The organism is Leeuwenhoekiella sp. MAR_2009_132, from assembly GCF_000687915.1.
Taxonomy (GTDB): domain Bacteria; phylum Bacteroidota; class Bacteroidia; order Flavobacteriales; family Flavobacteriaceae; genus Leeuwenhoekiella.
On record NZ_JHZY01000004.1, the window covers coordinates 1,180,136 to 1,206,589 of the forward strand.

Annotated in this window: 25 protein-coding genes; 8 read left to right on the top strand and 17 right to left on the bottom strand. The window is 36.2% G+C overall.

The window, feature by feature from the left end:
* Nucleotides 1–18: 18 nt before the first annotated feature.
* Together P164_RS13525 and P164_RS13530 are read right to left on the bottom strand one after the other, a co-directional pair.
* Nucleotides 19–744, bottom strand: a complete 726-nt coding sequence (locus tag P164_RS13525; RefSeq protein WP_028376867.1) for a geranylgeranylglyceryl/heptaprenylglyceryl phosphate synthase — start codon at nt 742–744, stop codon at nt 19–21.
* Entirely contained in the window at nt 741–1,373 is a 633-nt protein-coding gene (locus P164_RS13530; RefSeq protein WP_028376868.1) for a 4'-phosphopantetheinyl transferase family protein, read from the bottom strand. The genes P164_RS13525 and P164_RS13530 overlap by 4 nt, the downstream gene beginning before the upstream one ends.
* 57 nt (nt 1,374–1,430) lie before the next feature.
* On the opposite strand from P164_RS13530, the gene ahcY reads away from it, so the two are divergent.
* On the top strand, nt 1,431–2,747 hold the full coding sequence (gene ahcY, locus P164_RS13535) for an adenosylhomocysteinase (RefSeq protein WP_028376869.1): 1,317 nt from the start codon (nt 1,431–1,433) through the stop codon (nt 2,745–2,747).
* A 211-nt stretch (nt 2,748–2,958) separates the two neighbouring features.
* Nucleotides 2,959–3,249, top strand: coding sequence for a Bor family protein (locus P164_RS13540; RefSeq protein ID WP_051621358.1), 291 nt, complete (start codon nt 2,959–2,961; stop codon nt 3,247–3,249).
* A gap of 237 nt (nt 3,250–3,486) precedes the next feature.
* Here the strand turns inward: P164_RS13540 and P164_RS13550 are convergent, their stop codons facing one another.
* Complete coding sequence (locus tag P164_RS13550; RefSeq protein WP_234405867.1) at nt 3,487–4,368, bottom strand: hypothetical protein; 882 nt, start codon at nt 4,366–4,368, stop codon at nt 3,487–3,489.
* A gap of 42 nt (nt 4,369–4,410) precedes the next feature.
* On the opposite strand from P164_RS13550, the gene P164_RS13555 reads away from it, so the two are divergent.
* Entirely contained in the window at nt 4,411–4,749 is a 339-nt protein-coding gene (locus P164_RS13555; protein WP_028376873.1) for a TM2 domain-containing protein, read from the top strand.
* Nucleotides 4,750–4,970: 221 nt separating this feature from the next.
* Here the strand turns inward: P164_RS13555 and P164_RS13560 are convergent, their stop codons facing one another.
* The 6 genes from P164_RS13560 to P164_RS13585 form a co-directional block, all read right to left on the bottom strand.
* Nucleotides 4,971–5,870, bottom strand: coding sequence for a phytase (locus P164_RS13560; RefSeq protein WP_316930210.1), 900 nt, complete (start codon nt 5,868–5,870; stop codon nt 4,971–4,973).
* Nucleotides 5,857–8,682, bottom strand: a complete 2,826-nt coding sequence (locus P164_RS13565; RefSeq protein WP_028376874.1) for a TonB-dependent receptor — start codon at nt 8,680–8,682, stop codon at nt 5,857–5,859. Before P164_RS13565 ends, P164_RS13560 begins: the two co-directional genes overlap by 14 nt.
* A gap of 164 nt (nt 8,683–8,846) precedes the next feature.
* Nucleotides 8,847–10,391, bottom strand: coding sequence for a tetratricopeptide repeat protein (locus tag P164_RS13570; RefSeq protein ID WP_028376875.1), 1,545 nt, complete (start codon nt 10,389–10,391; stop codon nt 8,847–8,849).
* Nucleotides 10,392–10,557: 166 nt separating this feature from the next.
* Nucleotides 10,558–10,821 (bottom strand): 50S ribosomal protein L27, encoded by a 264-nt coding sequence (gene rpmA / locus P164_RS13575; RefSeq protein WP_028376876.1) that lies wholly within the window; start codon nt 10,819–10,821, stop codon nt 10,558–10,560.
* Nucleotides 10,822–10,845: 24 nt separating this feature from the next.
* Nucleotides 10,846–11,337: a 50S ribosomal protein L21 gene (gene rplU, locus P164_RS13580; RefSeq protein ID WP_028376877.1), complete on the bottom strand. Its 492-nt coding sequence runs from the start codon at nt 11,335–11,337 to the stop codon at nt 10,846–10,848.
* 109 nt (nt 11,338–11,446) lie between these two features.
* Complete coding sequence (locus P164_RS13585; protein ID WP_028376878.1) at nt 11,447–11,902, bottom strand: DUF4199 family protein; 456 nt, start codon at nt 11,900–11,902, stop codon at nt 11,447–11,449.
* A gap of 208 nt (nt 11,903–12,110) precedes the next feature.
* Here P164_RS13585 and P164_RS13590 point away from each other — a divergent pair, with 208 nt between their 5' ends.
* Nucleotides 12,111–13,430, top strand: a complete 1,320-nt coding sequence (locus tag P164_RS13590) for a M16 family metallopeptidase (RefSeq protein ID WP_028376879.1) — start codon at nt 12,111–12,113, stop codon at nt 13,428–13,430.
* 51 nt (nt 13,431–13,481) lie between these two features.
* Nucleotides 13,482–15,554 carry an insulinase family protein gene (locus P164_RS13595; RefSeq protein ID WP_028376880.1) on the top strand — a complete coding sequence of 691 codons (2,073 nt, stop codon included), beginning with the start codon at nt 13,482–13,484 and terminating at the stop codon, nt 15,552–15,554.
* Between the two features lie 19 nt (nt 15,555–15,573).
* Here the strand turns inward: P164_RS13595 and P164_RS13600 are convergent, their stop codons facing one another.
* From P164_RS13600 to mutY, 5 genes are all read right to left on the bottom strand, one after another.
* A complete protein-coding gene (locus P164_RS13600; protein ID WP_028376881.1) occupies nt 15,574–16,476 on the bottom strand; it encodes a DMT family transporter in 903 nt (300 codons plus the stop codon).
* A 60-nt stretch (nt 16,477–16,536) separates the two neighbouring features.
* A complete protein-coding gene (gene gldD, locus P164_RS13605; RefSeq protein WP_410503388.1) occupies nt 16,537–17,100 on the bottom strand; it encodes a gliding motility lipoprotein GldD in 564 nt (187 codons plus the stop codon).
* Between the two features lie 28 nt (nt 17,101–17,128).
* Nucleotides 17,129–18,457: a gliding motility-associated protein GldE gene (locus P164_RS13610; RefSeq protein ID WP_028376883.1), complete on the bottom strand. Its 1,329-nt coding sequence runs from the start codon at nt 18,455–18,457 to the stop codon at nt 17,129–17,131.
* A gap of 28 nt (nt 18,458–18,485) precedes the next feature.
* Nucleotides 18,486–18,953 carry a single-stranded DNA-binding protein gene (locus P164_RS13615; protein WP_028376884.1) on the bottom strand — a complete coding sequence of 156 codons (468 nt, stop codon included), beginning with the start codon at nt 18,951–18,953 and terminating at the stop codon, nt 18,486–18,488.
* 105 nt (nt 18,954–19,058) lie between these two features.
* Nucleotides 19,059–20,141, bottom strand: coding sequence for an A/G-specific adenine glycosylase (gene mutY / locus P164_RS13620; protein WP_035899851.1), 1,083 nt, complete (start codon nt 20,139–20,141; stop codon nt 19,059–19,061).
* Between the two features lie 128 nt (nt 20,142–20,269).
* Between mutY and P164_RS13625 the strand changes: the two genes are divergently transcribed.
* The 3 genes from P164_RS13625 to P164_RS13635 all read left to right on the top strand — a co-directional run bounded on the left by P164_RS13625 (nt 20,270) and on the right by P164_RS13635 (nt 22,959).
* Nucleotides 20,270–20,566 (top strand): HU family DNA-binding protein, encoded by a 297-nt coding sequence (locus P164_RS13625; RefSeq protein WP_028376886.1) that lies wholly within the window; start codon nt 20,270–20,272, stop codon nt 20,564–20,566.
* A gap of 308 nt (nt 20,567–20,874) precedes the next feature.
* Nucleotides 20,875–22,413, top strand: coding sequence for a ribonuclease E/G (locus tag P164_RS13630; protein ID WP_028376887.1), 1,539 nt, complete (start codon nt 20,875–20,877; stop codon nt 22,411–22,413).
* 69 nt (nt 22,414–22,482) lie between these two features.
* Entirely contained in the window at nt 22,483–22,959 is a 477-nt protein-coding gene (locus tag P164_RS13635) for a regulatory protein RecX (RefSeq protein ID WP_028376888.1), read from the top strand.
* A gap of 122 nt (nt 22,960–23,081) precedes the next feature.
* Here P164_RS13635 and P164_RS13640 read toward each other — a convergent pair whose 3' ends face one another.
* From P164_RS13640 to P164_RS13650, 3 genes are all read right to left on the bottom strand, one after another.
* Nucleotides 23,082–23,942, bottom strand: a complete 861-nt coding sequence (locus P164_RS13640; RefSeq protein WP_035899853.1) for a cupin-like domain-containing protein — start codon at nt 23,940–23,942, stop codon at nt 23,082–23,084.
* A 17-nt stretch (nt 23,943–23,959) separates the two neighbouring features.
* Complete coding sequence (gene bioB, locus P164_RS13645) at nt 23,960–25,048, bottom strand: biotin synthase BioB (protein ID WP_028376890.1); 1,089 nt, start codon at nt 25,046–25,048, stop codon at nt 23,960–23,962.
* 108 nt (nt 25,049–25,156) lie between these two features.
* Nucleotides 25,157–26,347, bottom strand: coding sequence for a beta-ketoacyl synthase N-terminal-like domain-containing protein (locus P164_RS13650; protein WP_035899855.1), 1,191 nt, complete (start codon nt 26,345–26,347; stop codon nt 25,157–25,159).
* Nucleotides 26,348–26,454 lie beyond the last annotated feature (107 nt).

Consider the following 26,454-nt stretch of genomic DNA (forward strand, 5'->3'; position numbering starts at 1 on the left):
CTCAACAATACGAGGGTCTTAAAAATCGCCTTTTTCAAAAGCATTTCCTACCACAATCATATCGGCTCCTGCGCGATATGCATCTTGCAACTGCTGTTGAGTGCGTATTCCGCCTCCTACAATTAAAGGTATTGCAATCGCTTTTTTTACAGCCTCTATAATTTGTACGGAAACCCGATTCACAGCTCCACTACCCGCCTCTAAATAAATTAATTTTTTACCTGTATACTGCCCCGCAAGTGCAGTATTTACAATGAGATCAATATTGTTTTGAGATAACGGCTGAGTGTTGCTTACCCGCTGAACTGCAGTTTCAATTCCACCATCTATTAAAATATAACCGGTAGGTATAATCTCTATATCTGTATCTCTAAGTATGTCTACAGACTTTATTTGCTGATGTATGAGGTATTCTGCATTGTCCCCAGAAAGTAAACTTAAAAAAAGTAATGCATCTGCTTCTGCTGTAATATGCCGGTAATCTCCGGGAAATAATACAACCGGTAATTTACACTGTTCTTTAATATAACGAACGGCTACTTGCGTTTGAGATTGAGTCGCTGTGCTACCTCCTACTAAAATGTGTGTGGTGTTTTTTGGAATTCGCTTTAGCTGATTTTCAATAGCCTTACCATCAAATTCTTCGGGATCAAATAAGATTGCAAAGAGAGACTGCCTGTTTTGTGCTGCATTTAGAAAATGCGTGTAGACTTCTTTTTTACTTTTCTTTAAATTTTTGATCATAAAGCCAAAGCATATACACAGGTAAAGCCTTCAAACTCGAGAAAATCAATACTGTACTCACTCTGACTCCCGTGATAATTTATAACCGCTGTTGATTTATAGTCATCAAAATCAAAATCAGCTACATTAATATGTTGTAGAAAGCTGAGCCCTTTAACCCCGTATATTTTATATAATGATTCTTTTGCTCCCCAAACAATGGTGAGTTTGCGCACAACAGCTTCATCATTTGCCAGAGTTTTGTATTCTTTTAAGGGAGTAAAGCGGGATGCAATGCGTAAGATTTTATCGCGCTGCATTTCAATATCTATACCTACTTCAGAAATATCACTTACGATTATCGCTGTAAAATTATAGGAGTGTGTTATTGAGATATGCTTACCGTCTTTAAGATGCGGCTTTCCATTCTCTGTATAATACAAGTCTTGATCTGTATAACCTGCAACGTGTAAAAGATGTCTTATACTCAAAAAACCTTTGCGGTGTAATTCTGACTTCATACTGTCAAAACGAGTCTGGCAATGCGGAGTAAGATTTACAGATTTAGCTAAAACTTCAAGAGGCTCTTCCACTTTCCAAATATAAACTTGAGTGGTAGAGTTAGGTGTTATTGTTTTGAAAAGTGGCACGTTAAGTAGTGATTATTACGTATTTTTGCAAAAAATAAGAATTGTAAATATAAGACTATGTCAACGAAAACAGTACAGTATGTACCTTATAAAGTTAAAGATATTTCTTTAGCTGCTTGGGGTAGAAAAGAAATTGAATTAGCTGAGGCAGAGATGCCGGGACTTATGGCTTTGAGAGAAGAATATGGTGCCGAGCAACCTCTTAAAGGAGCGCGTATTGCAGGATGTCTGCATATGACAATTCAAACAGCAGTATTAATTGAAACACTTGTTGCGCTAGGTGCAGATGTGACCTGGAGCTCTTGTAATATTTTCTCTACACAAGATCACGCAGCAGCAGCAATTGCAGCAGCGGGGATTCCTGTGTATGCCTGGAAAGGTTTAAGTGAAGAAGAATTTAACTGGTGTATTGAGCAAACGCTTTTCTTTGGTGAAGATCGTAAGCCATTAAATATGATACTTGATGATGGTGGTGATTTAACAAATATGGTACTAGATGAGTATCCTGAGTTAGGTGCTGCAATTAAAGGTATTTCTGAAGAAACTACTACAGGAGTTCACCGTTTATATGAGCGCGTAAAAAAAGGAAGCTTAATGATGCCTGCTATTAATATTAATGATAGCGTTACTAAATCTAAATTTGACAACAAATATGGTTGTCGCGAAAGTGCTGTTGATGCTGTGCGTCGTGCAACAGATATTATGCTTGCCGGTAAACGTGTTGTAGTTTGTGGTTATGGGGATGTAGGTAAAGGTACAGCTGCTTCTTTTAAAGGTGCGGGTTCTATTGTTACGGTTACCGAAATTGACCCTATTTGTGCATTACAAGCTGCAATGGACGGTTTTGAGGTTAAACGCCTAGAAAGCGTTGTAAGCACTGCAGATATCGTGATCACTACTACAGGAAATAAAGACATTGTACGTGCTGAGCACTTTAAAGCGATGAAAGATAAAACCATAGTTTGTAACATAGGCCACTTTGATAACGAGATACAAGTAGCATGGTTAAATGAAAACTACGGTTCTACTAAAGATGAGATTAAGCCGCAGGTTGACAAATACACGATAGACGGTAAAGATATTATTCTTCTTGCTGAAGGTCGTCTTGTGAACTTAGGTTGTGCAACGGGTCACCCAAGTTTTGTAATGAGTAACTCATTTACAAACCAGACTTTAGCACAAATTGAACTTTGGAAAAATTCTGCTAACTATGACAATGACGTTTATATGCTTCCTAAGCATTTAGATGAAAAAGTAGCTGCTTTACACCTAGAGAAAATAGGTGTAGAACTTACCGAATTAAGTACAGAACAAGCTGAATATATAGGGGTAACTGTTGCAGGCCCATATAAGCCTGAGTATTACAGATACTAATAGAGGTATTAAATCTTAGATTTATACTCTTAGCCAAACCCTCGCAGCAATGCGGGGGTTATTTTTTTTTGATACTTTTAAAATTATAACACTGATTTTCGTACCTGTACTAATTAAAATAATCATTCAAAAAATACAGTATGATTTTCGGAAATATATTTTGTTAAAATTATTTAAATGTTAATTTAGCACCTTAATTTAAAATCAGATTATGAACAAATTTCAACAATTATTTATCGTAGGGGCACTAGCTCTTATGGCTACATCGTGCTACGTACAAACTAGCGTAGTAGGTGCAGGAGCTAAAGGAAACACTGAAGTAACACAATGGAATCATTACTTAATAGGTGGTCTTGCTCCCGTAGGAGTTTCTAAACCAGAGGTAATGGCTAATGGAGCTAAAGATTATACCGTAACTACAAAACACTCTTTTGTAAATGGTCTGGTTAATGCAATTACTTTTGGTCTATACACGCCTACAACCACAATTGTAAAGTATTAATATGATTAAAAAAATACTTTTCTTTCTATGCCTTTTACTAGTTATAAGATCAATATACTACCTACTAAAACTCATAACATTTCAACTTAAGAATTTAAGTGATTATGGAGAAGGAGCTTTTCTAGGACATTTAATTCTAAGTATATTTTTACTCACTTCTGCATTCTTTCTTGGCAGAAATATCTGGTTTAGAAATAAAGGAAATTAATTTTAGTAACCCTCGCTTCAATGTGGGGGTTATTTTTTTATAATGGTCATCTCTGCTTTTTCGCCGGCTTTAAGATTTGTAATGGTTCTCACAAAATTTCGGGTGTCTATCACTTCTAGGCGAACGGTATTAGGAGAAGACGTACCTTCACTAATAGCCTCTACCCGAATCACTGTGGCGGGTTTAGAAAGTTTAAATTCCATATGCTTTTTAGCACGCGTTACTGTAAAGTTTTCCAGCACAGGTTTTTCATCTACAAACAAATTAATAATATCACCGTCTTCTTTGCCGGCATCGTAGATTGCCAGCTTTATGTTCTGATCGCGGGTAAAAATATTTAAGTTCTCATTTTTTGCGATAATATTTCGCGTAAGGGTATCTAAAACCCGCGCTACTTTGATATTCTGTTTAACCGAATCTGAAAACTTCTTAGACTTCTGTATAACCTTATCTATTTTTTCTACGCGTTTACGTACTTCCTGACCTGAGTTCACCACGATAACGCCATCGAGACAAGATTCACCATTAGTATATAAGCCTTTAAAATCACCACTAAACGCCTTCACTTTATCAAGGTCGCGAACGTTTCCTTTAAAGTTTACAAAACAAAAATCTTCCTGTACTACAGGAGACTTTGTATAAACGATATCATACTCTTTAAAAGTCAATAGATTTTTATCAGCATTATAATATCCTTTTATGTTGGATTTGGTCTCGTGCTTTCCAGAAAAATCTGTTAGAGAATACCCTTGTATTGAATCATTTACCCTGTTAAACAACAGCTTATAACTTATTAGAGAAGTATCGTTTAGTTTTATAACTCCAAAAAATTCAAACTCCTGTGCTGTTGCCGAATTACTAAAAGTTAAACAAATCAAAAACAATACGAGCGTGTAGGATTTTCTTCTCAAAATAGCGTAATTTTTAAAAGTCTAATTTAACCACTAAACTCTATGAATTTCAAAATTATTCTTTCACTGGCACTTCTGCTAATGATATCAACAACAACTTTTGCAGGCTTTCCTGTAGAGCGCAAAGCAAAAGTTACAACCGAACTAAATACAGCCGATGAAGCTAGCAGTGAACTCGTGTCACCGGCTGCTGTTGCTGCAGATCGTCAAACCGTTGCAATCTTGCTTTGGTTATTTTTAGGAGCCTTTGCTGCGCACAGATGGTACTTAGGAAGCCCTATTTTATGGAACATTCTCTTTATCCTAACTGCAGGATTCTTTGTAGTAGGATGGATAATTGATGGTGTCGAGATTATTACAGGAACATATCCTGGCTTATAATTGATAACACTTAAAGTGCAAAACCCCTCTTAAATGTATTTAAGAGGGGTTTTTTGGTTTTCAACCTATTTTTCTTAACTACTTCAGCTTTGCTAAATCATAAAAATAAAAAGTACCGTCGTCATTCATGGCTACAAACAAGCCGTTTTTAAATGTACTATTGAGAGGTACCGTTACTACATCACAACCGTCTGTTTCTGTCGTTGTAAGATTTAAAGCCTTTATAAAAGCATTTGTTTTGCGATCATAAATGTTAAACTGCCCCGTTGCTGGTCTGATACTATTAAAAAACCTGTGCCATCTTCATAAGTTGCAATCGCTATACCCTCAATATCATTCTGAAAATCTGCAAATCCAAAAGAGCTTACCTGCTCATTACCCTTATCAGGTTCTGCAAAATATTTTTTAATACCATCTCCTTCATCTGAATAATAAATAAAACCCATCGCATCGTCTACCGCAATAGCTTCAATTTCCTTTTTACCACTAAATTGACCAAATTTACGTACCAAGTCAAATCCTACTAAACTGTCTGATTTTGTCGTGATTTTATACTGATATAAGTAGTTTTCTAAAGGCCCAGATTTTCGGCCTACAATCGCATAGAATGAGCTGTCAATTGCCGACTTGTATAAACTCACACCCATAGGAGATTGAAATTCTGTATTAGAATCGCTATCATCTGCAAATACAGGAAATCCACCACCATCTAAAGGTTTCATATCAGGAACCGAATAGATGCGCAACATTTTACGTTCCCTCTCAGTAAAAGCAATGATATCTGTCGTAGTAGAATCAGTCACAGGAAAATTGTAGCGCAGATCTACATTGTTAGGTCTTTGAATACCGCGAATGGTTTTTGATTCTATAATCTTTCCGTTGAGATCAAAAGCATAGATCGCTCCATCACTCTCTTTATCTGTACCAAAAACAATACTCTTCGATGCATCTTCAGGATTTATCCAAATCGCAGGGTCATCTGTATCATATTTAACGTGCTCTGTTATTAGATCGGGTTTAATCTCAGGCAATTTAGATTTACTACTTCCGCAGGAAATCACTATAGAAATACCGCTTAGAAATGCTATAATTTTGAAGTTTTTCATTTTAAAATAAGTCATATTTTATACCAAAGGTTAAACGCGTATTGTAGTATTCCATCTGCATGGTTCTATCCTGCACTCCTTGATAATAACGCAAAGGCTGATTTGTAATATTGTTGAGGTTTGCAAATACCTGAAGATTTTTAGATAAGAAAACAGTTGCATTAAAATCTAAAAAGAACTGCTCATCATAAAAACGATCTTCAAAAGCATTGCCTCCTAATTCGTCTAAATAAGCATCAGAATAATTACCAGATAAACGAGCACTAAACCAGCTGTCACCATAAGATAATGAAGCATTAAACATATTAGGAGAAGAGCCTGGTAAATCGAGATCACCGCGCAAGTCACCATCTTCATTTGCAATACCCTTAGCTTCAGAATTTAGATAGGTGTAGTTTACATAGATACCAAAGTTCTTGAGGAAACCCGGCAGGAAATCTAGCTGTCGCTGAAAAGCAACTTCAGCTCCAAAGATGGTTGCTTTGTCACCATTTAAAGGCTGAAATAACTCTATACCATCTTCCTGATCTGTTTTTTGAGTGTAAATAAAATCCTGAATATTTTTGTAAAACATTCCGCCTGAAATAATCCCTACAGACTCAAAATATCGCTCTGCCATAAAATCAAAATTCATAGAAGTTGTAGGTTCTAATTGCGGATTTCCTATTGAGATCTCATCGTCTTCGCGTTGTCTGTAAGGCACCAGATCTATATAATTAGGCCGGGCTAGTGTATTTGTCCACGCAAAGCGCAAAACTGTTGATTCTGAGGCATTGTATTTAAAATGCACTCCCGGCAGTATATTAGTATAGGAGCTCTCATCATTAACCTGTGTAACATCTTCTGGCTCATCTACATTAAAACTGTTTCCTATACTCTCAATACGTGTATTCTCTATTCTTAAACCTATTAACGCGTCAAGTTTTTCGGTAAGCTTTTGATTAGTCATTATATAACCTGCAAACACATTTTCTGTCACGTCAAAATTATCACCCAGATATTCATCAGGCACAGCCTCACCTTCAAAAGCTGTTACATCTTGTAGATTTAAACCTCCTAAAAATTGTGGGGATGCAAAAACACCGGGTTTATATTGAGATCCTGCAAGAAAATCGTTACCACTATAAATACGTTGCTCTACAAGAGATAGATTATCTAAAGTGCCGGTAAGCGGTGCATATTCAAAGAAGCTATTGTCTCTATTCTTATTTTTAAAACGACCACGAACACCAAATTTTATACTCCCACTTCCGGTATTAAAAAAGTCTGCCGGGAGCTCAAAATTGGCAAAAAAGTTAAGGTCCTTTTCTTCTGTAAATTGATATTCTTCAGTCAACTCATCAAATTCGAAATTTGTGAAATCTTCTGTTTCTTCGGGCATATGCAATGGGTAACGTGTGTCAACAACTTCATTGTTTATACCATATTCCGAAGCGTAAACTAAATAACGCTCATTAGGCCGTTCTTCAGATGCTTTTGCAAAAGAACCCATCCAGGTGAATTTAAGATTTCCAAAAACGTGATTTCCTCCCAGACTATAGTTCTGCATACGCTGATCTTCAAGACGTCTGTTTTGATTTCTTCCACCGGGGATACCTCCTTTAGTTTCTCTTTTTGCTTCAACCGGAAAACGCGAAGGTGTATTGTTAACCAGATCAAAATCACTTTCAAGAATATCTTCAGCATCTAAAATTTCAGAAGAATAGGCAAAACGATTCTCCCGATCATCACGCCAGTTATACATCGTTTTTAAATAAATCTCATTATTCTCATCAATGTTGTAGTCTAGGTTTGCAGAAAAACTGCGTCTTACTCGTTGAACAAGATATTTACGCGTTTCAAAAACAGCCACATACGGATTGACATCAACCTCAGTCTCCTCACCAGCTGCGTTTGTATATTCAAATGTATCTGCCCATTCTGCTTCTACATTATCGCTACCAAAATCATTGTCATTTATGGATGCAGAAACAAGCCAGCCAAACTTTTTGTTTTTTGAACGATCGCCTACAAGAAACGACCCGCTTAGAATACGTTTATCTGTAATAAAATTTATTCCACTTCCACCCGTGGCAGAGAGTCTAAAGCTTTGCGGAGTAGATCGTGTTACAAGGTTTACAGAACCACCTAAAGCATCTGCATCCATATCTGGCGTTACAGCTTTATTGACCTCTATGGTTTGTATCATATCAGACGGAATCAAATCCATCTGTACATTTCTATTATCTCCTTCTGCCGAAGGAATACGGCTTCCGTTTAAGGTTACCGAATTTAACTGTGGAGCCAGACCACGCACGATAATATTTCGTGCTTCTCCCTGATCTATCTGCATCGTAATACCCGGAATACGCTTTGCCGCATCACCTATATTGGCATCAGGAAACTTACCTATCTGATCTGTAGAAACAACATTAGTAATATTAAGATTATTCTTTTGTGTATTAAGTGCACGCGATTGCCCACCAGAACTATAACCTATAACCTGTACATCTTCTAATTTAGTCTCTTCTGAAGTTAACAAAATTGATATCGTTGCTGTTTTACCACTAGTGACATCTACCGGCACAAACATATCTTTAAATCCTAAATATTTAATAGCAAGTGTATGGCTACCTTCAGGAATGTTAAGAAAGGTAAATTTCCCGTCTTGATTAGAAACCGCTCCTTTATTTAAGGCCTCAATCATTACTGCGGCGCCGGGAACATTTATTCCATAATCATCTACAATCACGCCTTGAATACTACTGTTTTGCGCAGATAAACTTGTACTACTAAAGGCAAAAAGCAGCGTTACACTGAGCAACTTTAAACTGGTAATAATTTTCATTTTTTTGGTGTTTAGTATTTTGTCAAATTTACCTGAGCCCTTTAAACACCTGCTAAAATTAAAAGCAACAAATTGTAAAGATTGTAAATTTTGAAAGCTACACCAGGGCAACAATTACCTAAACTTTACACAAAACTAACATCTTGTTAAAGAATCACTCTCCTTTATAACCTGAGCATAAAATTCACTAATTCTTCCTGTGTTTCTATGGGTAGTTTTCTGCGTAAACGATACCTCGCAACCCGAACGCTGTCTGCCGTAATTCGTAAAATAGAAGCGATCTCTTTTGATGATAAATTAAGTCTTAAAAGCAAACATAAACGCAACTCAGTTGCCGTAAGCTTATGTAACGTAACTTCACTTAAATTTTTTGTAAAGTGGGGATGAATTTCTTCAAATAGAACCATAAATTGGTTCCACTCATTATCTTCTGCAAGATGAAGATCTAATTCTTTTGATAGGGCTTCTAATTTTACAGGAAGATCCATTCGTTTACGAGAACTTAGTTTCTGAAGTGTTCCCGATACCTCTTCTATTAATTTGTTTTTTTGAGAAATGCTTAAGCTGTATTTAGAGAGTGTAGCTGTTTTAAGCTGAATTTCATTTTGTAAGTATTGCTCCTGAGCAACCTTATGTTCTATTTCAGCTTCTAGAGCACGTTGTTTATACGCGTGAATCTTGGCAATTAAGCTCCTTCTTCTTTTCTGAATATAAAGAACTAAAACACATGAAACGACCGCAACGAGTGTAAGCAGGATGAGAATAACTAAATTAGCTTTTGCCGTCTTGTTTTTTGCTTCAAGCAAATTAATTTGAGCTTGTTTCTCTTTAGTGTCAAAAATGGTTTGAAGCGCATTTAGCTGATTAAAATTTTGAGAATAAAACTGCTGCTCTACACGTTTTTGATATTTAGACAAATAGTGATAACCCTTTTCAAAATCATTTTTTAGAATGTAAGTTTTAGAAAGATCTTTATAGGCACTTTGTATTTGATGTGAATTACCATACTGCTGTGCAAGATTTAATGCCGCTGTTGTTTTTATCAGGGCATTCGTGTAATCTTGAGTCTTTCTGTAAATATCTGCCAGATTATTAAGAGCATTTATCTGCGACTCATCATTTGTATTTTTAAAATACACAAAAGCCTTTTCAAAGTGACTGTACGCTTTATCATACATTTTAAGGTCCTCATAGATACTTCCTAAATTTTCATTTACTATGGCCTGCCCATATAAATCATTTTGCTCATTATAAATTGCATAGCTTCTGTTTTGATATGTCAACGCTACGTGGGGTTCACCAAGCTTTTCTTTGCACGTACCTATTAACCGTAAACTTTTAGCTTTTTCAATAGATAAATTATTTTCTGATGCAATCTCAAAAGCTTCTTTTAAATATTGTAGAGCCTTTGTATAATTATTTAATAATATATAAATCTCCCCAAGATTATTTTTAATACAAGACTTAGTTTTATATGCTGTTTTTGAGCTATATCTGTATGCTAAGCTATAATTCTCGACTGCTTCTGTGTAAATCTGAGATTGTTTATATAGCGATGCGCGGTTTAAATATGCTTCAACAATTTTATTACGATCTGACTGTTTTAATGCAGTATCTAATTCTAATTTATATACATAAAAGAGAGAGTCTGAAAAATGCTGAAAAGATTTATCAATAGACTGTGCCTGTATTAAAGCATAAGGAGCCATAATACAAAGTAATGTAATTAAAAGTAGGGTTCTCAATGGGTTGAATTAACATACTAAGATAAAGTAGCGGTGTTACGTCAGTATTAGATAAAGTTTAAACTATAAACAAAAAAAGGGTCTCTTTCAATCTGAAAGAGACCCTTTTAAATAATTATATAAGTTTTACTTATGCTTCTGCAGCTGGTACTATAGAAACGTAAGATTTGTTGTCTTTCTTTTTAGTGAATTTAACAACACCGTCTACTCTTGCGTGTAGTGTATGGTCTTTACCACCATAAACATTATCACCTGGGTGATGCGTGTTACCACGTTGTCTAACGATAATATTACCTGCTATAGCAGCCTGACCACCAAAAATCTTAACACCTAAGCGTTTTGATTCTGATTCTCTACCGTTTTTCGAACTACCTACTCCTTTTTTGTGAGCCATCTTATTTAAGTTTTTAGTAGATTATTATTTACTTAAAGCTTCAATTAATTCAGCCTTCTTCATTGAAGAATATCCTTCAAGTCCTTGTTCTTTAGCCATCTCTCTCAATTCAGCAACAGTGTTGTTACTTAAATCGTCATTAGATTCACTTTTAGCTTCAGCTTTAGGAGCTGCGCTTTCAGTTTTAGCTGCTTTTTTACCTCCTTTTAATGAGATATCACCTATTAAAAGTTCAGTTAAAGATTGACGGTGACCGTTTTTCTTTCTGTAACCTTTACGTCTCTTCTTTTTGAAAACGATAACCTTGTCTCCTTTTAAGTGACGAGTGATTGTTGCTCCTACTAGAGCTCCTTCTATAGCCGGGGCGCCTAAAGTGATGTTGTCACCATCTCCTGTCATAAGAACTTTATCGAAAGAAACATCGTCTCCTTCTTCTCCTGACAAACGGTTTACAAATACCTTTTGATCTTTTGCAACTTTAAATTGCTGCCCTGCTATCTCTACAATTGCGTACATAGCGTAATGATTAAATAGTTTTTAAAATCTTAAACCTTTAGATTTAAGAGGGCGCAAATATACAGCTATTTACTTACAATCCAAACCAATGGTAACATTTAAAATTGACTTATTTAGCTCTTTTAGTTGTATTCCAACTTTGTTTAAACAATTGCATAAAGCTCAAGGTTAGTACAGCGCTGGTCGCAAAACCCATAATGGCAACTACAAATACAACACTTCCCAGGCTAGTGTCATACGTACTCTCCCATCTGCCTATCATAATATCTAGATAATCAGGATTTATATTACCCGCGTATAGTGCAAAAAATGCTGTAAACAATATTGTAGAAACAAAACCGGTGACAATTCCTACAGAAAAACCATCACCATATTCAAATTCTTTTCCTTTACTTAATTTGTAATATTTAATAGATTCAAAAATTCCAAATCCGGTAATAACTCCATTAAAGAGACTAAATATAGGATTTGTATGTAACCCAAAAAGGGCAAGGACTAAAAAATAAGCGATTAGACCAGCGGTGATAGCAACACCAAAACGAATGGGTAGGGCAACTTTAAGCATAACTTTTTTTTTGATTTTTCATAAAGTTCACACTTTTAAAATTTAATGTCATTAACACCGTGTTAAAAAAAGAGAATTCTCCCTTTAAAAACTCTGTTTATTGCAAAATAATTCGTCAAGAATAGAGATTACATACTTTTAATGAAGATTATGTAACTTTTTTTGTTAATCATATACTTATGGGTATAACTAAAAATAAAATTTAAGCATGAAAAAGACTCTTTTTTCAATTGCTTCAATTCTTCTTTTGAGCTTTAATGCTACTGCTCAGGAAGTTGAATTTGAAGAGTATGATTTAGACAATGGTCTTCACGTAATTTTACATCAGGACAATACTGCTCCAGTGGTTACTACAGCTGTAATGTATCACGTAGGTGGTAAAGACCGTGAAGATGGGCAAACCGGTTTTGCGCATTTCTTTGAACATTTACTTTTTGAAGGAACAGAAAACATCGAAAATGGAAAATGGTTTGAGATGGTGAGTTCTAATGGAGGTACTAATAACGCCAACACATCTCAGGATCGAACGTATTATTATGAAGTTTTTCCTTCAAATAATCTAGAACTTGGCCTGTGGATGGAGTCTGAACGTATGTTACATCCTATTATAAAACAAGACGGTGTAGACACTCAAAATGAAGTTGTTAAAGAAGAGCGTCGTTTGCGTTATGACAACTCTCCTTATGGCCAATTTTTATTTGCAATAAGCGAGCAATTGTTTGAAAAGCACCCATATAAAGATCCTAATGTAGGTTATATGGAAGATCTGGATGCTGCTTCTCTTGAAGATTTTAAAGCTTACTTCGATAAATATTACAAACCTAGTAATGCAGCATTAGTGGTTGCCGGAGATATTGATATCGCAAAAACAAAAAAAATGATTCAGGACTATTTTGGTCCTATTCCTAGCGGACCAAAATTAGAACGCAGTTATCCTGAAGAGGCTCCTATTACTGAAGCAAAAAGAACTCAGTTTTACGATTCTAATATACAGGTCCCTGCAATTCTTACCGCATACCGCACACCGGGATATGGTGATCACGATGCTTATGTTCTAAATATGATCTCTTCTTATTTAAGCGATGGTAAAAGCTCTAAACTGTATAAGAAAATGGTTGATGAGAAAAAACAGGCGCTACAAATAGGAGCCATAAATTTAGAGCAGGAAGATTACGGTATGTATATCATCTATGGTTTGCCTTTAGGAGAAACTTCTCTTGAAACACTACTTGAGGGTATGGAAGAAGAAATTGCCGCTTTGCGAAATGATTTAATCTCAGAAAGTGATTTTCAAAAACTTCAAAATAAGGCTGAAACCAACTTTGTAAACTCAAACTCTAGCGTTGAAGGTATTGCAAGCACACTGGCAACAGACTATATGCTTTATGACGATACTAATCTAATTAATACAGAAATAGAAATTTACCGTTCTATCACTCGTGAAGAAATTAAAGAGGTTGCAAATAAATATTTAAAGCCTAATCAACGTGTTGAAGTAGAATATCTACCGAAAAAAGAGGAGAAATAAACTGTAGATTATTATAAATCAAACAGTAACGTCAAACAAAATCAAATTCTGATGAAAAAAATAATATTTAGTTTACTTGTTCTAGCGGCTAGTTTTAGCGCTAACGCACAGGTAGACAGAAGCACAATGCCAAAAGCCGGGCCTGCACCTGAAATTAACCTCAGCAAACCTCAGAGCTTCGAATTAAAGAATGGTCTAAAGGTAATCGTTGTAGAAAATCACAAACTCCCACGCGTTGCCTACACACTTACGTTAGACAATCCGCCTATTCAGGAAGGAGACAAAACAGGAGCTGCAACATTATCTGGCGCATTATTAGGTAAAGGCTCTACAAGCATTAGTAAAGATGCTTATAATGAAGAAGTAGATTTTATGGGTGCCCGTATCAACTTTGGGTCTCAATATGCTGCTGCAAGTGGTCTTACTCAATATTCAGATCGTATTTTAGAACTTCTTGCTGATGCAGCAATCAATCCTAATTTTACTGAAGAAGAATTCAATAAAGAGAAAGCCCTTCTTATAGACAACTTAAAAACAAATGAAAAAAGTGTTTCTGCAGCTGCAAGTACTGCAAGTCGTGCATTGCTTTATGGTAAAGATCACCCAAAAGGTGAATTTGAGACGCCAGCAGGCTTAGAGAATGTGACTCTTGCAGATGCTAAAGCTTTTTATAACAAAGCTTTCATTCCTAACAACGCATATCTGGTTGTGGTAGGGGATGTTGATTTTAAAAACATCAAAAAAATAGTAACTAGCAATTTTAAAGACTGGAAAAAAGGAAGCGCTCTTCCTGCAGCTTTTACAACTCCTAAAAATGTTGTTAGTACAGAAATAGACTTTATAGATATGCCTAATGCGGTGCAGTCTGAAGTGATTGTAGAAAACCTGGTTTCTCTTAAAATGAGTGATCCTGATTATTTTCCGGTTTTAATGGCAAATCAAATCTTAGGTGGTGGTGGTGAAGGCCGCCTGTTTTTAAACCTACGTGAAGACAAAGGCTATACTTACGGAGCTTATTCTAGCATAGGCAATGACAAATATGGGATGACTTCGTTTAGCGCTTCAGCGAGTGTTAGAAATATGGTTACAGACAGTTCTGTTGTGGCATTTTTAGAAGAAATAGATAGAATACGTGAGACTCCGGTTTCAGAAAAAGATCTAAAAAATGCTAAGGCTAAATATGTAGGAAGTTTTGTAAGATCTCTAGAGCAACCGGCTACTGTAGCGCGTTTTGCGTTAAATATTGAAACAGAAAATCTTCCTGAAGACTTTTACCAGAATTACTTAAGTAAGATTAATGCTGTAACTATTGCAGATGTTCAACGCGTAGCTAAAAAGTATTTCTTATCAGATAATTCGCGTATTGTTATTGCAGGAAAAGGAAGCGAAGTCTTGAGCAACCTTGAAAACGTATCATTTAAAGGAAAAACAATTCCTGTAAAATTTTATGATAAAGAAGGTAATGCTGTAGAAAAGCCAAAATATGAGGTAGCTCTTCCTGAAGGTGTAACTAAGCAAACGGTTTTAAACAACTATCTGGAGGCAATAGGCGGAAAAGATAAAGTAGCAGCTCTTGAATCTCTTTTAATGGTTGGCGAAGGCAGTGTTCAGGGAACACCACTTAAACTCACTATGAAAAAAACAAACAAAGAACAGTTTGTACAAATGATAGAGGTAATGGGTAATGTAATGTCTAAGCAAGTACTTAATGGTGATACCGCTGTTATTACTGCACAAGGTCAAACAGTTACTCCTACTCCTGAGCAACTGAAAGATTTAAAGGCAGAATCTGCTATCGTTGCTGAATTAAATATGCTTGATGATGAAACTATTAAGCTTGAGAAGATCGAAAAAGTAGATGGTAAAAACGCTTATGTTTTAGCTTTAAATGAAAAGAAAAAAGCTTTTTATGACACAGAAAGTGGTCTAAAAATTAAAGAGGAAACTACCCAGGAAATGCAAGGCCAGACCTTTGTTCAAACCGTATTATTTGGGGACTACAAAGAAGTTAAAGGCGTACAATTTCCTACCAAATTATCACAGTCTATGGGACCTCAAAATATTGAGTTTACATTTTCTGAAGTAAAGGTTAATGAAGGAGTTACTGAAGCAGATTTCAAATAAAAATCAGCTTTTTAAATACTTAGGAAGACCGGCTTAATCGTCGGTCTTTTTTTTGTTTACGGTTTACAAGGTACACACCCGCCAGAATAACCATCGCTCCTAAAAAATGGATTAAGGTGAATAATTCACCATCAAGTAAACCCCAAAAAATACCAATTACAGGAATCAAATAGGTCACCGAAGTTGAGAACACGGCAGACGAAATCTGAATGAGCCTATTGAATAAAATTTTAGCGATTCCTGTTCCCACTACAGCAAGCACACCTATATACATCAGAGATTCTGAGACTAAATTATTTGATAAATCAAGCTCTAAAACACCTGAGAAATAAAGAACAATTAACGCCGGAATAATCATTACCGTAAAATTACCTACTGCAATTGCCTTAGAGGAAACTTCCTGTAATTTCGATTTTATGATATTTGCATTACCTGCATAACACAGCGCCGCAAGAACAACAAAACCTGCAAACACATAATTCTGTTCTGGGTTGAGTTCAGCTCCTTTAAAAATAAGAATCCCTGCTCCTGCAAGCCCCATTAAAACTCCAAGCACTTGATTTCCAGTAAACGGTATTTTAAAAATCACATAACCTAAGAACATAGTAAACAGGGGAACCAGTGAATTTAGTATCGAAGCGATACTGCTATCAATCTCAGTTTCTGCATAAGCAAATAAAAAAACAGGAAGAAAGGTACCTAGTAAAGCACTAAGTGCAATCCAGGGCCACTGCTTTCTGGTAATTTTAAAAAGAGATTTAAATCCTATGAGAAAAAGAAAAATTGTAGAAAATGTAATACGCACAGCCCCTAACTGAAGCGGCGTTAACCCCAGCAACCCTTTTTTAATAAGTATATAAGAACTGCCCCAAACCAGCGAGAGTATAATGAGGTAAATCCATTTTTTAGTATCATTTTCCATAGCCCAAAATCTGGCTGCAAAATTGTGATTAAAAAACGGGATTATGCGGCGAGTACCTGGCTATTTCTTCCACCTAAGACTTTCCATTATATGACGGATATCATTTTTCATATAGGCGGCAGCGGGTAAAATACTATCGTAGTTAGGCTTTACATTAAAATAGATAGATCCTGTTATAAAGTGCGCCGTGCTATCGGTAACATAAAATTGAGATTGTGAAGCTGCGTTACCAGCAACGTCATAAAACATACCGTAAACATTGTGTTCCTCATTAAAATACTTCTCTTCAGAGATATTGTCTGCCTTTATAACGTGCTCATAAGTTAGTTTTTGAGCATCGATTAACAACTCTTTAATATTATTAGTAACAGGCCGGTACGTTAGATACAGCGCAGCATCTAACGCAGGATATTCTAAAACGGCAGAGCAATCACTTTTATAGCGAACTACCGCAAGCGCATTTTTCATAAATTCATATGAACAATCGTCTGAACCATACAGAGAATATTCAGGAGCTTTGTAATTAAGCGCTAAAAAAGCATCAGGCTTTGGCAACACATCATCTTTGCAAGAAAAGATCAGAAAACTGCATAAAACCATTATATGTGCTGCTTTTAGATTCAATACTATAAAGATTATAAGAAACCCGCCTTTATTCGGTGTCTCTAATTGTAAGTTTAATTTGCTTAATACGCTTTTGATCTATAGCCTCTATAGTAAACGCATAGTGCTCAAAATTTAGTATTTCGTTTTTCCGCGGAAAACCTTTAGAAATCTCTAAAAGAAATCCGGCTAGCGTTTCAGCCTCCCCTTTATTTTCTTCAAATGACGAAGGATCATCCATTCGCAGAACTTTGTAAAAATCTTTAAGCGATGTCTTTCCTTCAAAAATATAATTATTGTCATCTAGCTTAGAGAAGATAATATCTTCATCGTCAAACTCGTCGCTAATATCACCCACAATCTCTTCTATGATATCTTCCATAGAGATTAAACCACTTGTACCGCCATATTCATCTACAACAATTGCAAGGTGTATTCGCTTCTCTTTAAATTCGTTTAAAAGATCATCTAGCTTTTTATTTTCGGGCACAAAGTAAGGGTCTCTTAAAAGAGAAGTCCACTCAAATTCTTCTTTATCTATATGCGGAAGCAAATCTTTAACATAGAGAATCCCAGATATATTATCTACATTATCTGCATAAACAGGAATACGTGAATACCCATTCTCAATTATTAAAGGAATAATAGTTGAGTAGGATGACTCTTCATTAAGCGCAAATACATCCATTCTAGGTTTCATCACCTGCTTGGTATCTGTATTACCAAAACTCACTATACCTTTTAAAATTTTTTGCTCTTCTAAAGAGGTATCTTCTTCACTGGTTAACTCTAATGCCTGCCCTAATTGATCTATACTTATATTAGCCTTTTGCTTGCCCAGGCGATCCTGAAGCAATAGCGTTATAGAACGCATAGGCATACTTAAGGGTGTAATGATAAAATCTAAAACCAGCATAGGATATGCCATTTGGCCAGAAAACTTTACCTTATTTCTACTGGCGTAAACTTTAGGCAAGATCTCACCAAACATAAGTATAAGAAAGGTAATTCCTAAAACTTCTACTAAAAATCTAAGATCTACCACCCAAACCTTTAAGCCATCAAGACCCGAGAATAACGTCTCTCCAAGACCTGTAAATATTAAAACAATAGCAATATTTATAAAGTTATTTGCAACCAGTATTGTTGCAAGAAGTTTTTTTGGCTTTTCTAATAATCCCGCAACAATGCTTTCTTTTCTAGATTGCTTATCGGGATCTAGCTCTAAATCTGAAGGAGTAAGTGAAAAAAAAGCAACCTCAGTACCGCTAATTAAAGCTGAAAAAACCAGCAAGATAAGCACCGCTATAATTTCTATAACCGTGGTTATTGAAAAGCTTTGTTGAATGAGTAGCAAACTTGGGGGGTCAGGATCCAATTAAATGATGGTGTTTAGTTTATACTATTTAAAAAGGTAGATCATCTTCTTCCTCTTCAATTGCAGGAGTTACAGGAGATGGTGCCGCTTTCGTTTTAGCCGCTACTGCAGGTCTACTTTGAGTCGGTTGAGATGCAGAAGAATCCATACCTCCATTATCTTTAGGCGTTAAAAATGTAAAGTCTGTACACTGTATTTCTGTACTGTAACGTTCAATACCAGACTCATCCTGCCATTTACGGGTTTTAATACGCCCTTCTATATATACCTTATCGCCTTTCTTCAAGTATTTTTCACAAATCTCGGCACCTTTATTACGCACAACCACATTATGCCATTCGGTAGAGCTTACACGCTCACCCGAAGTTTTATTTGTATACGTCTCGTTAGTAGCAAGCGGAAAACGCCCTATACTGCCACCACCTTCAAAATAGTGCATTTTAACATCGTCTCCGGTGTGACCTATTAACATTACTTTATTTAATGTACCTGACATAATCTTAATTTGAAAGATCAAAAGTAACTAAAATTAAGTAGTTGCTCAACTAAAAACACGTTAAGCCTTTGCCATAAATCACATAGATTTTAAGGTGTTTCCCTATTAATGTTCCTCAAAATCAAAAGTTTCCATAAAACGATCAATAACTCTAGGCACTGCAAACTCACTAAAGCTTGTAAATGGTATAGTTTGAAGACCCTTAGCTTCTACGACCTTAGCAATCCAAAACTTAACGTGCAGCTTTTGATGTGACAACTTATGAACAATAGGCTCAGTCTGACCTGGTTTAATAGACTCTACTTCTAAATTGTCAAAGAGAATTGGTTCATCTGTACCTTTAATAGAAAAGCCTTTCACGCATTCGCGGAACGTATTTAAATCAAGATCTGTTTCAGATTCCAGTAAGGGAAAGTCAAACAAGCCCTGCCAGATACCCTTTTCTTCCCGCTTACCTAGTACAGTTTTGCCGTCTCGTGTAATGAATATTAAATAATTAAAAAACCGGTCCCGCACTTTTATTTTTCCTTCTTTATAAGGAAGACGCTCTATTTTACCCTGCTGAAACGCGACACATTCTCTAATAAAAGGGCAATGCAAACAATACGGATTCTTAGGCTTACACTGCGTTGCACCAAACTCCATAATCGCCTGATTAAAGGTTGCTGGATCATTGATATCAATCAGTTTTTGAGCCAACTCTTTAAACTCTTTTTTACCAGATGTAGAATCTATAGGAGTTTCAATACCAAAAACTCGAGAAAGTACTCTATATACATTACCATCTACAACAGCTCTAACTTCATTAAAACATATAGAAGCAATCGCACTGGCGGTATAATCACCCACACCCTTTAATTTTATGATTTCAGAATAGGTAGTCGGGAAGATACCGTCTAAATCATAAGCTACTTTTTTTGCAGTAGCATGCAAATTACGAGCTCTAGAGTAGTAGCCCAGACCTTGCCATAATTTTAAAACCACATCTTCGTCTGCATCAGCGAGTGATTTTATATCAGGAAATGCCGTTATAAACTTAAAATAATAAGGAGTTCCCTGCTCAACACGTGTTTGCTGAAGTATGATTTCTGAAAGCCAAATGTAATACGGGTCGCTTGTAGACCTCCAAGGAAGCGCTCTTTTATTTTGTAAGTACCAGTCAATTAGTTTTTTAGAGAAATTTAACACAAAAAATACCTTTTGTTCAATTTAGCCGTTTATGTAGTTATATTTTAATCTTTTACGCTTGAAATATTGATTTATTAATGTGTATATTTGCACCCTTGAAAATTTTTAACCCCCTAAAACAATAAATAATGACAAAAGCAGATATTGTTGCTAAGATTTCCGAGAAATTAGGAATTGAGAAAAATGATGTTCAGGCAACTGTTGAAACATTTATGACCGAAGTGAAGAACTCTCTGGAAAGTGGAGACAATGTTTACTTAAGAGGTTTTGGAAGTTTTATTATCAAAACGCGTGCTGAGAAAACCGGCCGTAACATTTCTAAGAATACTACTATTAAGATACCCGCACATAACATACCTGCGTTTAAACCTGCTAAGGTTTTTGTAGAAGGTGTTAAGTCAAACGTATCAGTAGACGAAAACTAACTATTAATTATTAAACCGAGCTCTTATGCCAAGTGGTAAAAAAAGAAAAAGACACAAGGTAGCAACGCACAAACGTAAAAAACGTCGTCGCGCTAACCGTCACAAAAAGAAAAAGTAGTCTAGTACTACTTTTTCTGTTATTATAGCGTTTGTTATAATAACACATGTTCATTGACATCTGGAGTCTTCGCACAATTTGCTGCGTAAAACTTCTAACGTTTACAAAATCCTGTGAAAAAAAATGTTTAATCTTTTTGCAGCAAATACCTGTATATCAGGCTAATGCTGTGGATATAATTTAATGAAGCGTGAATAATGAATTAATCATTAGATCCAGTTCCACTTCAGTTGATTTTGCCCTTTTAAAAGATGGTAAACTAATAGAATTACATAAGGATGAGGAAGATAACCAGTTTGCGGTAGGAGATATTTTTATCTCTAAAATACGCAAGACGGTTTCTGGTCTTAATGCCGCATTTGTCAATGTAGGCTACGAGAAAGATGCATTTTTGCACTATCACGATTTAGGACCGCAGCTTCCCACTCTTTTGAAATTTGTAAAACGTGTAAGCACAGGTAAACTCAAGGATTACTCCTTAAAAAACTTTCCTACAGAAAAAGACATTGATAAAAACGGTAAAATAGCAGACGCTATAAAATCTAATCAATCTATTCTCGTACAGGTAGTTAAAGAACCCATTTCTACAAAGGGCCCAAGAATAAGCAGTGAGCTATCTATTGCCGGGAGATATGTGGTTTTAGTTCCTTTTTCTGATCGTATTTCTATTTCGCAAAAAATAGAATCTAAAGAAGAAAAAGCACGCCTTAAACGCCTCATGCAGAGTATACGACCCAAAGGTTTTGGCGTAATTGTGCGTACTGTCGCTGAAGGAAAAATGGTTGCAGAGTTAGATAAAGATCTACAAAACCTGGTAGACCGTTGGACTGCCATGTGTAAAAAATTACACAATGCCCATTTACCCAGTAAAGTTTTAGGTGAGATGAACAGAGCCTCTTCTATGTTAAGAGACTTGTTTAACGACACCTTCACTGCAATATGTGTAGATGACGAGACATTGTATTATCAAATTAAAGAATATCTGCAAGAGATTGCACCTAATAAAGAAAATATCGTAAAACTACACCAGAGTAATGTACCTGTTTTTGAAAAACATGGCATTGAACGACAAATTAAAACTTCCTTTGGGAAGACTGTATCGATGAGTCGTGGGGCTTATTTAGTTATCGAACACACTGAAGCTTTACATGTTATAGATGTAAATAGTGGTAACCGATCTAATAAAGCTAAAAGTCAGGAAGAAACAGCTTTGGAAGTAAATATGATCGCTGCAACTGAGATTGCACGCCAATTGCGTCTACGCGATATGGGCGGTATTATAGTAGTAGATTTTATAGATATGGGTAAAGCCGAAAATCGTAAAACACTTTTTAATCATCTACGTGATGAAATGAGCGATGACCGTGCAAAGCATAAAATTTTACCCCCCAGTAAATTTGGACTTATTCAGATTACACGTCAACGTGTACGACCTGAAATGAACATAAAGACCCGGGAGAAAGATCCTAATGGAGATGGTGAAATTGAAGCACCTATTAGTGTTGTAAGTCGCATACAAGCAGACTTAATAAAATTATTCAAAAAAGACTATAAAAAGATTACGTTACATACGCATCCTTTTATAGAGGCCTTCTTGACAAAAGGCTTCCCATCAGTACGTTCTAAATGGTTTATAGAACATAAAAAATGGGTAAAAATAATGCCCAGAGATGCTTACACGTATCTTGAGTACCGTTTTACAGATAAAGACGGGAAAGAAATTAGATAACTGAAATAACCCTCATCGTGCAAACGGTGGGGGTTTTTTGTTTTATATCTTTGGCTTATTTTAATTTTAATGCAACAACCTGTAAAAACCTATACGCTAGAAGAAGCAAAGCGAAAGCTTGAAGCTTATTGCGCTTATCAAGATCGCTGCCATAAAGAAGTGCGTGAGAAACTGCTTCAAATGCAAATGATTCCAGATGCTATAGATGCAATAATTTATCATCTTTTACAGCACAAATTTTTAGATGAAGAACGCTTCGCACGCAGTTTTGCCCGTGGAAAATTTCGTCATAAGCAATGGGGTAAAAACCGCATTAAACAAGAATTAAAACAGCGCGAAATAGGCGATTATATTATCAAAAAAGCTTTCACCGAAATTCCAGATTCTGAATATCTAGAAACTTTTGATCTACTAGCTCAAAAACGCTTTAACCAATTAACGGAAAAAGATAAATACAAAAAACGAAAAAAACTAGCCGATTACTTATTCTACCGTGGCTGGCCAGGAGACTGGATTTACGAGAAGTCTAAAGAATTAATACCTTAGTTTTCTTTTACTAACAGTTTTATATTCTTAGGACTAAGAAATAAATTTTAGTGCTTTTACGTAGAGAACCATCGCAGCAAGATTCACCAACTTTTAAGCAAACTTCAGAATCAGAAACTCATTTAAATACCGTGTGCCGTATGGGTTTCGGTAATCGCACGTTCGTTTTTCTCATCGATCCATGCCTGTCCTTTTCTACGTCGCATTAAGCCATCAAAATGACGCATTATAAAGACATTATAAACGGCGCGTAACAGATGTTTAGGCTTTCTAGGTAGCGAACGTAAACTCATGCTAAAACCAGGCGTTACATACTTCATATAATGCCAGTATCCTTCAGGCATGTATAGAGTTTCCCCGTGGTTAAGTTCGCAGATAAAGCCTTCTGCTTTTTTTAAAACCGGAAATTTATCAAAATCCGGATTATCAAAATCAATATCTTCTCTGGTTATTAACGAGTGCGGAACTTTGTATAAATTTCTAGTCTGCTCCGGAGGGAATAAAACCACCTGTTTTTTTCCGTGGAAATGAAAATGCAAAATATTTGCCCAATCTATATCGTGATGCATAAAAACCCGTGAGTTTTCACCACCGAAGAATACCATAGGTATTTGCTTGATTAAATGCAATCCTATTTTTGGAAAATTGAAGTCCTTTTTAAGCGAAGGAACTTCTTTCATAATATTATATAAGAAAATACGATAGGTCGTAGGCTCTTTTTTTAGCAAATCTATATAATCTGCCATCTTCATTTTTGCGTGGGCCTGGTTAAAGCCGTCTTCGTGAGTAACCGGCCTATCATCATATAATGGCACTTCCTTATCACCGGCTACATCTTTAATGTAGTCAAGATCCCATTTATCAAAAGCAGGCCAATCTTCAATTAAATTTTCGATTACCACTGGTTTTTGTGGTTTCAAATAATTTTTAATCAATTCTGCTTTAGTAATTGTTTTTACCCTATTTATTTCGGTAAGCTTCAAGTATATAAGTATTAGGATTAAGCTTTAGCTTTTGCCTTTGCTTCTTCATTACGAGGTATCGTATGACCCGGTCTAGACCATTTTGGCTTTTCACCGGTAGGCATATGTTTAGAGTCTTGAGCTTCTACAGTTTCTGGTTTTGCCTTTTTTACAAAAGGTGCCTGCGGATTTAAGCCTAACAATTCAAACATCTTCATATCTTCATTTACATCAGGATTAGGTGTAGTTAACAACTTATCTCCTGCAAAAATCGAATTTGCTCCCGCAAAGAAACACATTGCCTGCCCTTCTCTGCTCATTTGCGTACGTCCTGCACTTAGTCGTACTTGTGTTTGTGGCATTACAATACGAGTAGTTGCTACCATACGCACCATTTCCCATATAGAAATAGGCTCAATATCTTCCATTGGGGTGCCTTCTACCGCTACTAATGCATTTATAGGCACACTTTCTGGCTGTGGGTCTAAAGTCGCAAGAGCAACGAGCATACCAGCTCTATCTTCTACTTTTTCTCCCATCCCAATAATACCACCGCTACAAACCGTAACATTGGTCTTGCGTACATTTCCTATCGTATCTAATCGATCTTGAAAAGCACGTGTTGAGATCACATCTTTATAATAATCTTCAGAAGTATCTAAGTTGTGATTATAAGCATATAAACCCGCTTCAGCCAGACGTTGCGCCTGATTTTCGGTAATCATACCTAGCGTACAACATACTTCCATATCCAGTTTGTTAATGGTACGTACCATTTCTAATACCTGATCAAACTCTTCACCATCCTTTACGTTTCTCCAGGCAGCACCCATACAAACGCGCGAACTTCCTGCAGCTTTAGCACGTAAAGCCTGTGCTTTTACCTGCTGAACTCCCATTAAATCATTGCCTTTAATATCTGTATGATATCTCGCAGCTTGCGGGCAGTACCCACAATCTTCGGGGCAACCACCTGTTTTAATTGATAATAATGTAGAAACCTGTACGGTATTGGGATCGTGATGCAAGCGATGTGTTGTCGCAGCTTCATAAAGCAATTCCATTAAAGGTTTATTATAGATATCGAGGATTTCCTCGCGAGTCCAGTTATGTTTCATCTGTTTCATTTTAAATCCTTGACAGTAAAAGAATTTATCTTTTCTACCAAAGTAGATTTTATAGCTCTTGAAAGTGTTTCAAAAATACTAAATCTGTTGTTTATAAATGTGAAAAAGCTAGGCTTTGCGTAACAAAATACTAACAGCATTACCGCCAAAACCCACAGCATTTACTAATATATTCTTAATCTCTTTCTGTTTTGCCTGCGGCGAAATAAAGGGCACTTCCTCATACTGTTGATATTGCAGCATTTTTACAGCCAGATCAAGACTTAATAACCCACTGGCACCAAAGGTGTGGCCTATCTTCCATTTATTGGTTGTTAATAACGGAAGATTATCTCCAAATAGTGCCTGTACCGCCTTAAACTCACTGCTGTCTCCTAATAGAGTTCCGGGAGCGTGCATCACAATCGCATCTATAGCCCCCATCATTTCCTCGATAGTGTCAATCCTTACACTATCACCAGTGCCAAGAGCATCTTCTACTGCCATCTTCATAGACTTTTGAAAACATGTGGCTTCCGCCGAAATAGAAACAGCATGCTTCAAGGATTCGGTTGCATAACCTACACCTACTACATATGCCAGTGCGTGCTCACGAGTTCCTAACTCCAGGCACACTGATGCTGCCCCTTCTCCTAAAACCATTGTATTTTCAGTTTTATTAAAATCCAACGCACGGCACGGATAAGAAGCCTCTTTATCTGCTCGACTATAGGTTTTCATCGCCCGCATTTGTGCTATAGTAAATGGTGTTAACGCAGCCTCACTACCACCTACTAAGAATTTATCACACATACTCGACTGTAACCAGGCAACCCCATTAAGCAAAGAATGCAATGCAGTAGAACAGGTGATAGAATGTGAAATATCGGGGCCATCATTTTGTAAATCCTGAGCAACCCAGGAAGAGATATTTCCTAAAGTGGTTGTGGGTGACGCCAGGGTTTCGGTTTTTCCCGATTTGGTGAATGCCTCATAATACCCTTCAAAAAGCTGAGTAGCTCCGCGTGACGAACCTATATTAATACCAAATTTACTGCCGTAAGTCCAGCCGGCTTGTGCAACCGCTTTACGAGATACATACATCGCATACAATACTGAAGGATCGAGCGCCTGATAATTGCGGTTTTCCTTTCGTATTTTTTCAATTTTAAACTGAATCTCTTTAGGCAGTTTACCTACCCAGGCGTCAAGACCTTCATCAAAAGATAAATTATGATTTGCTAAGCCATTGCGCAGAAACGTATCTTCTCCCGAAGCAGATATAGCAGAAATTCCGGTTAGTGCAACTATGTGTTTCAACTGGATTTATTTTTGACAAAATCAGTATTTAAAAACTGATTTTTTATACATCGCAAAATTACTATATCAGTTAATGAGAACATCAAAAAATCAAGTTTTAAAAGATT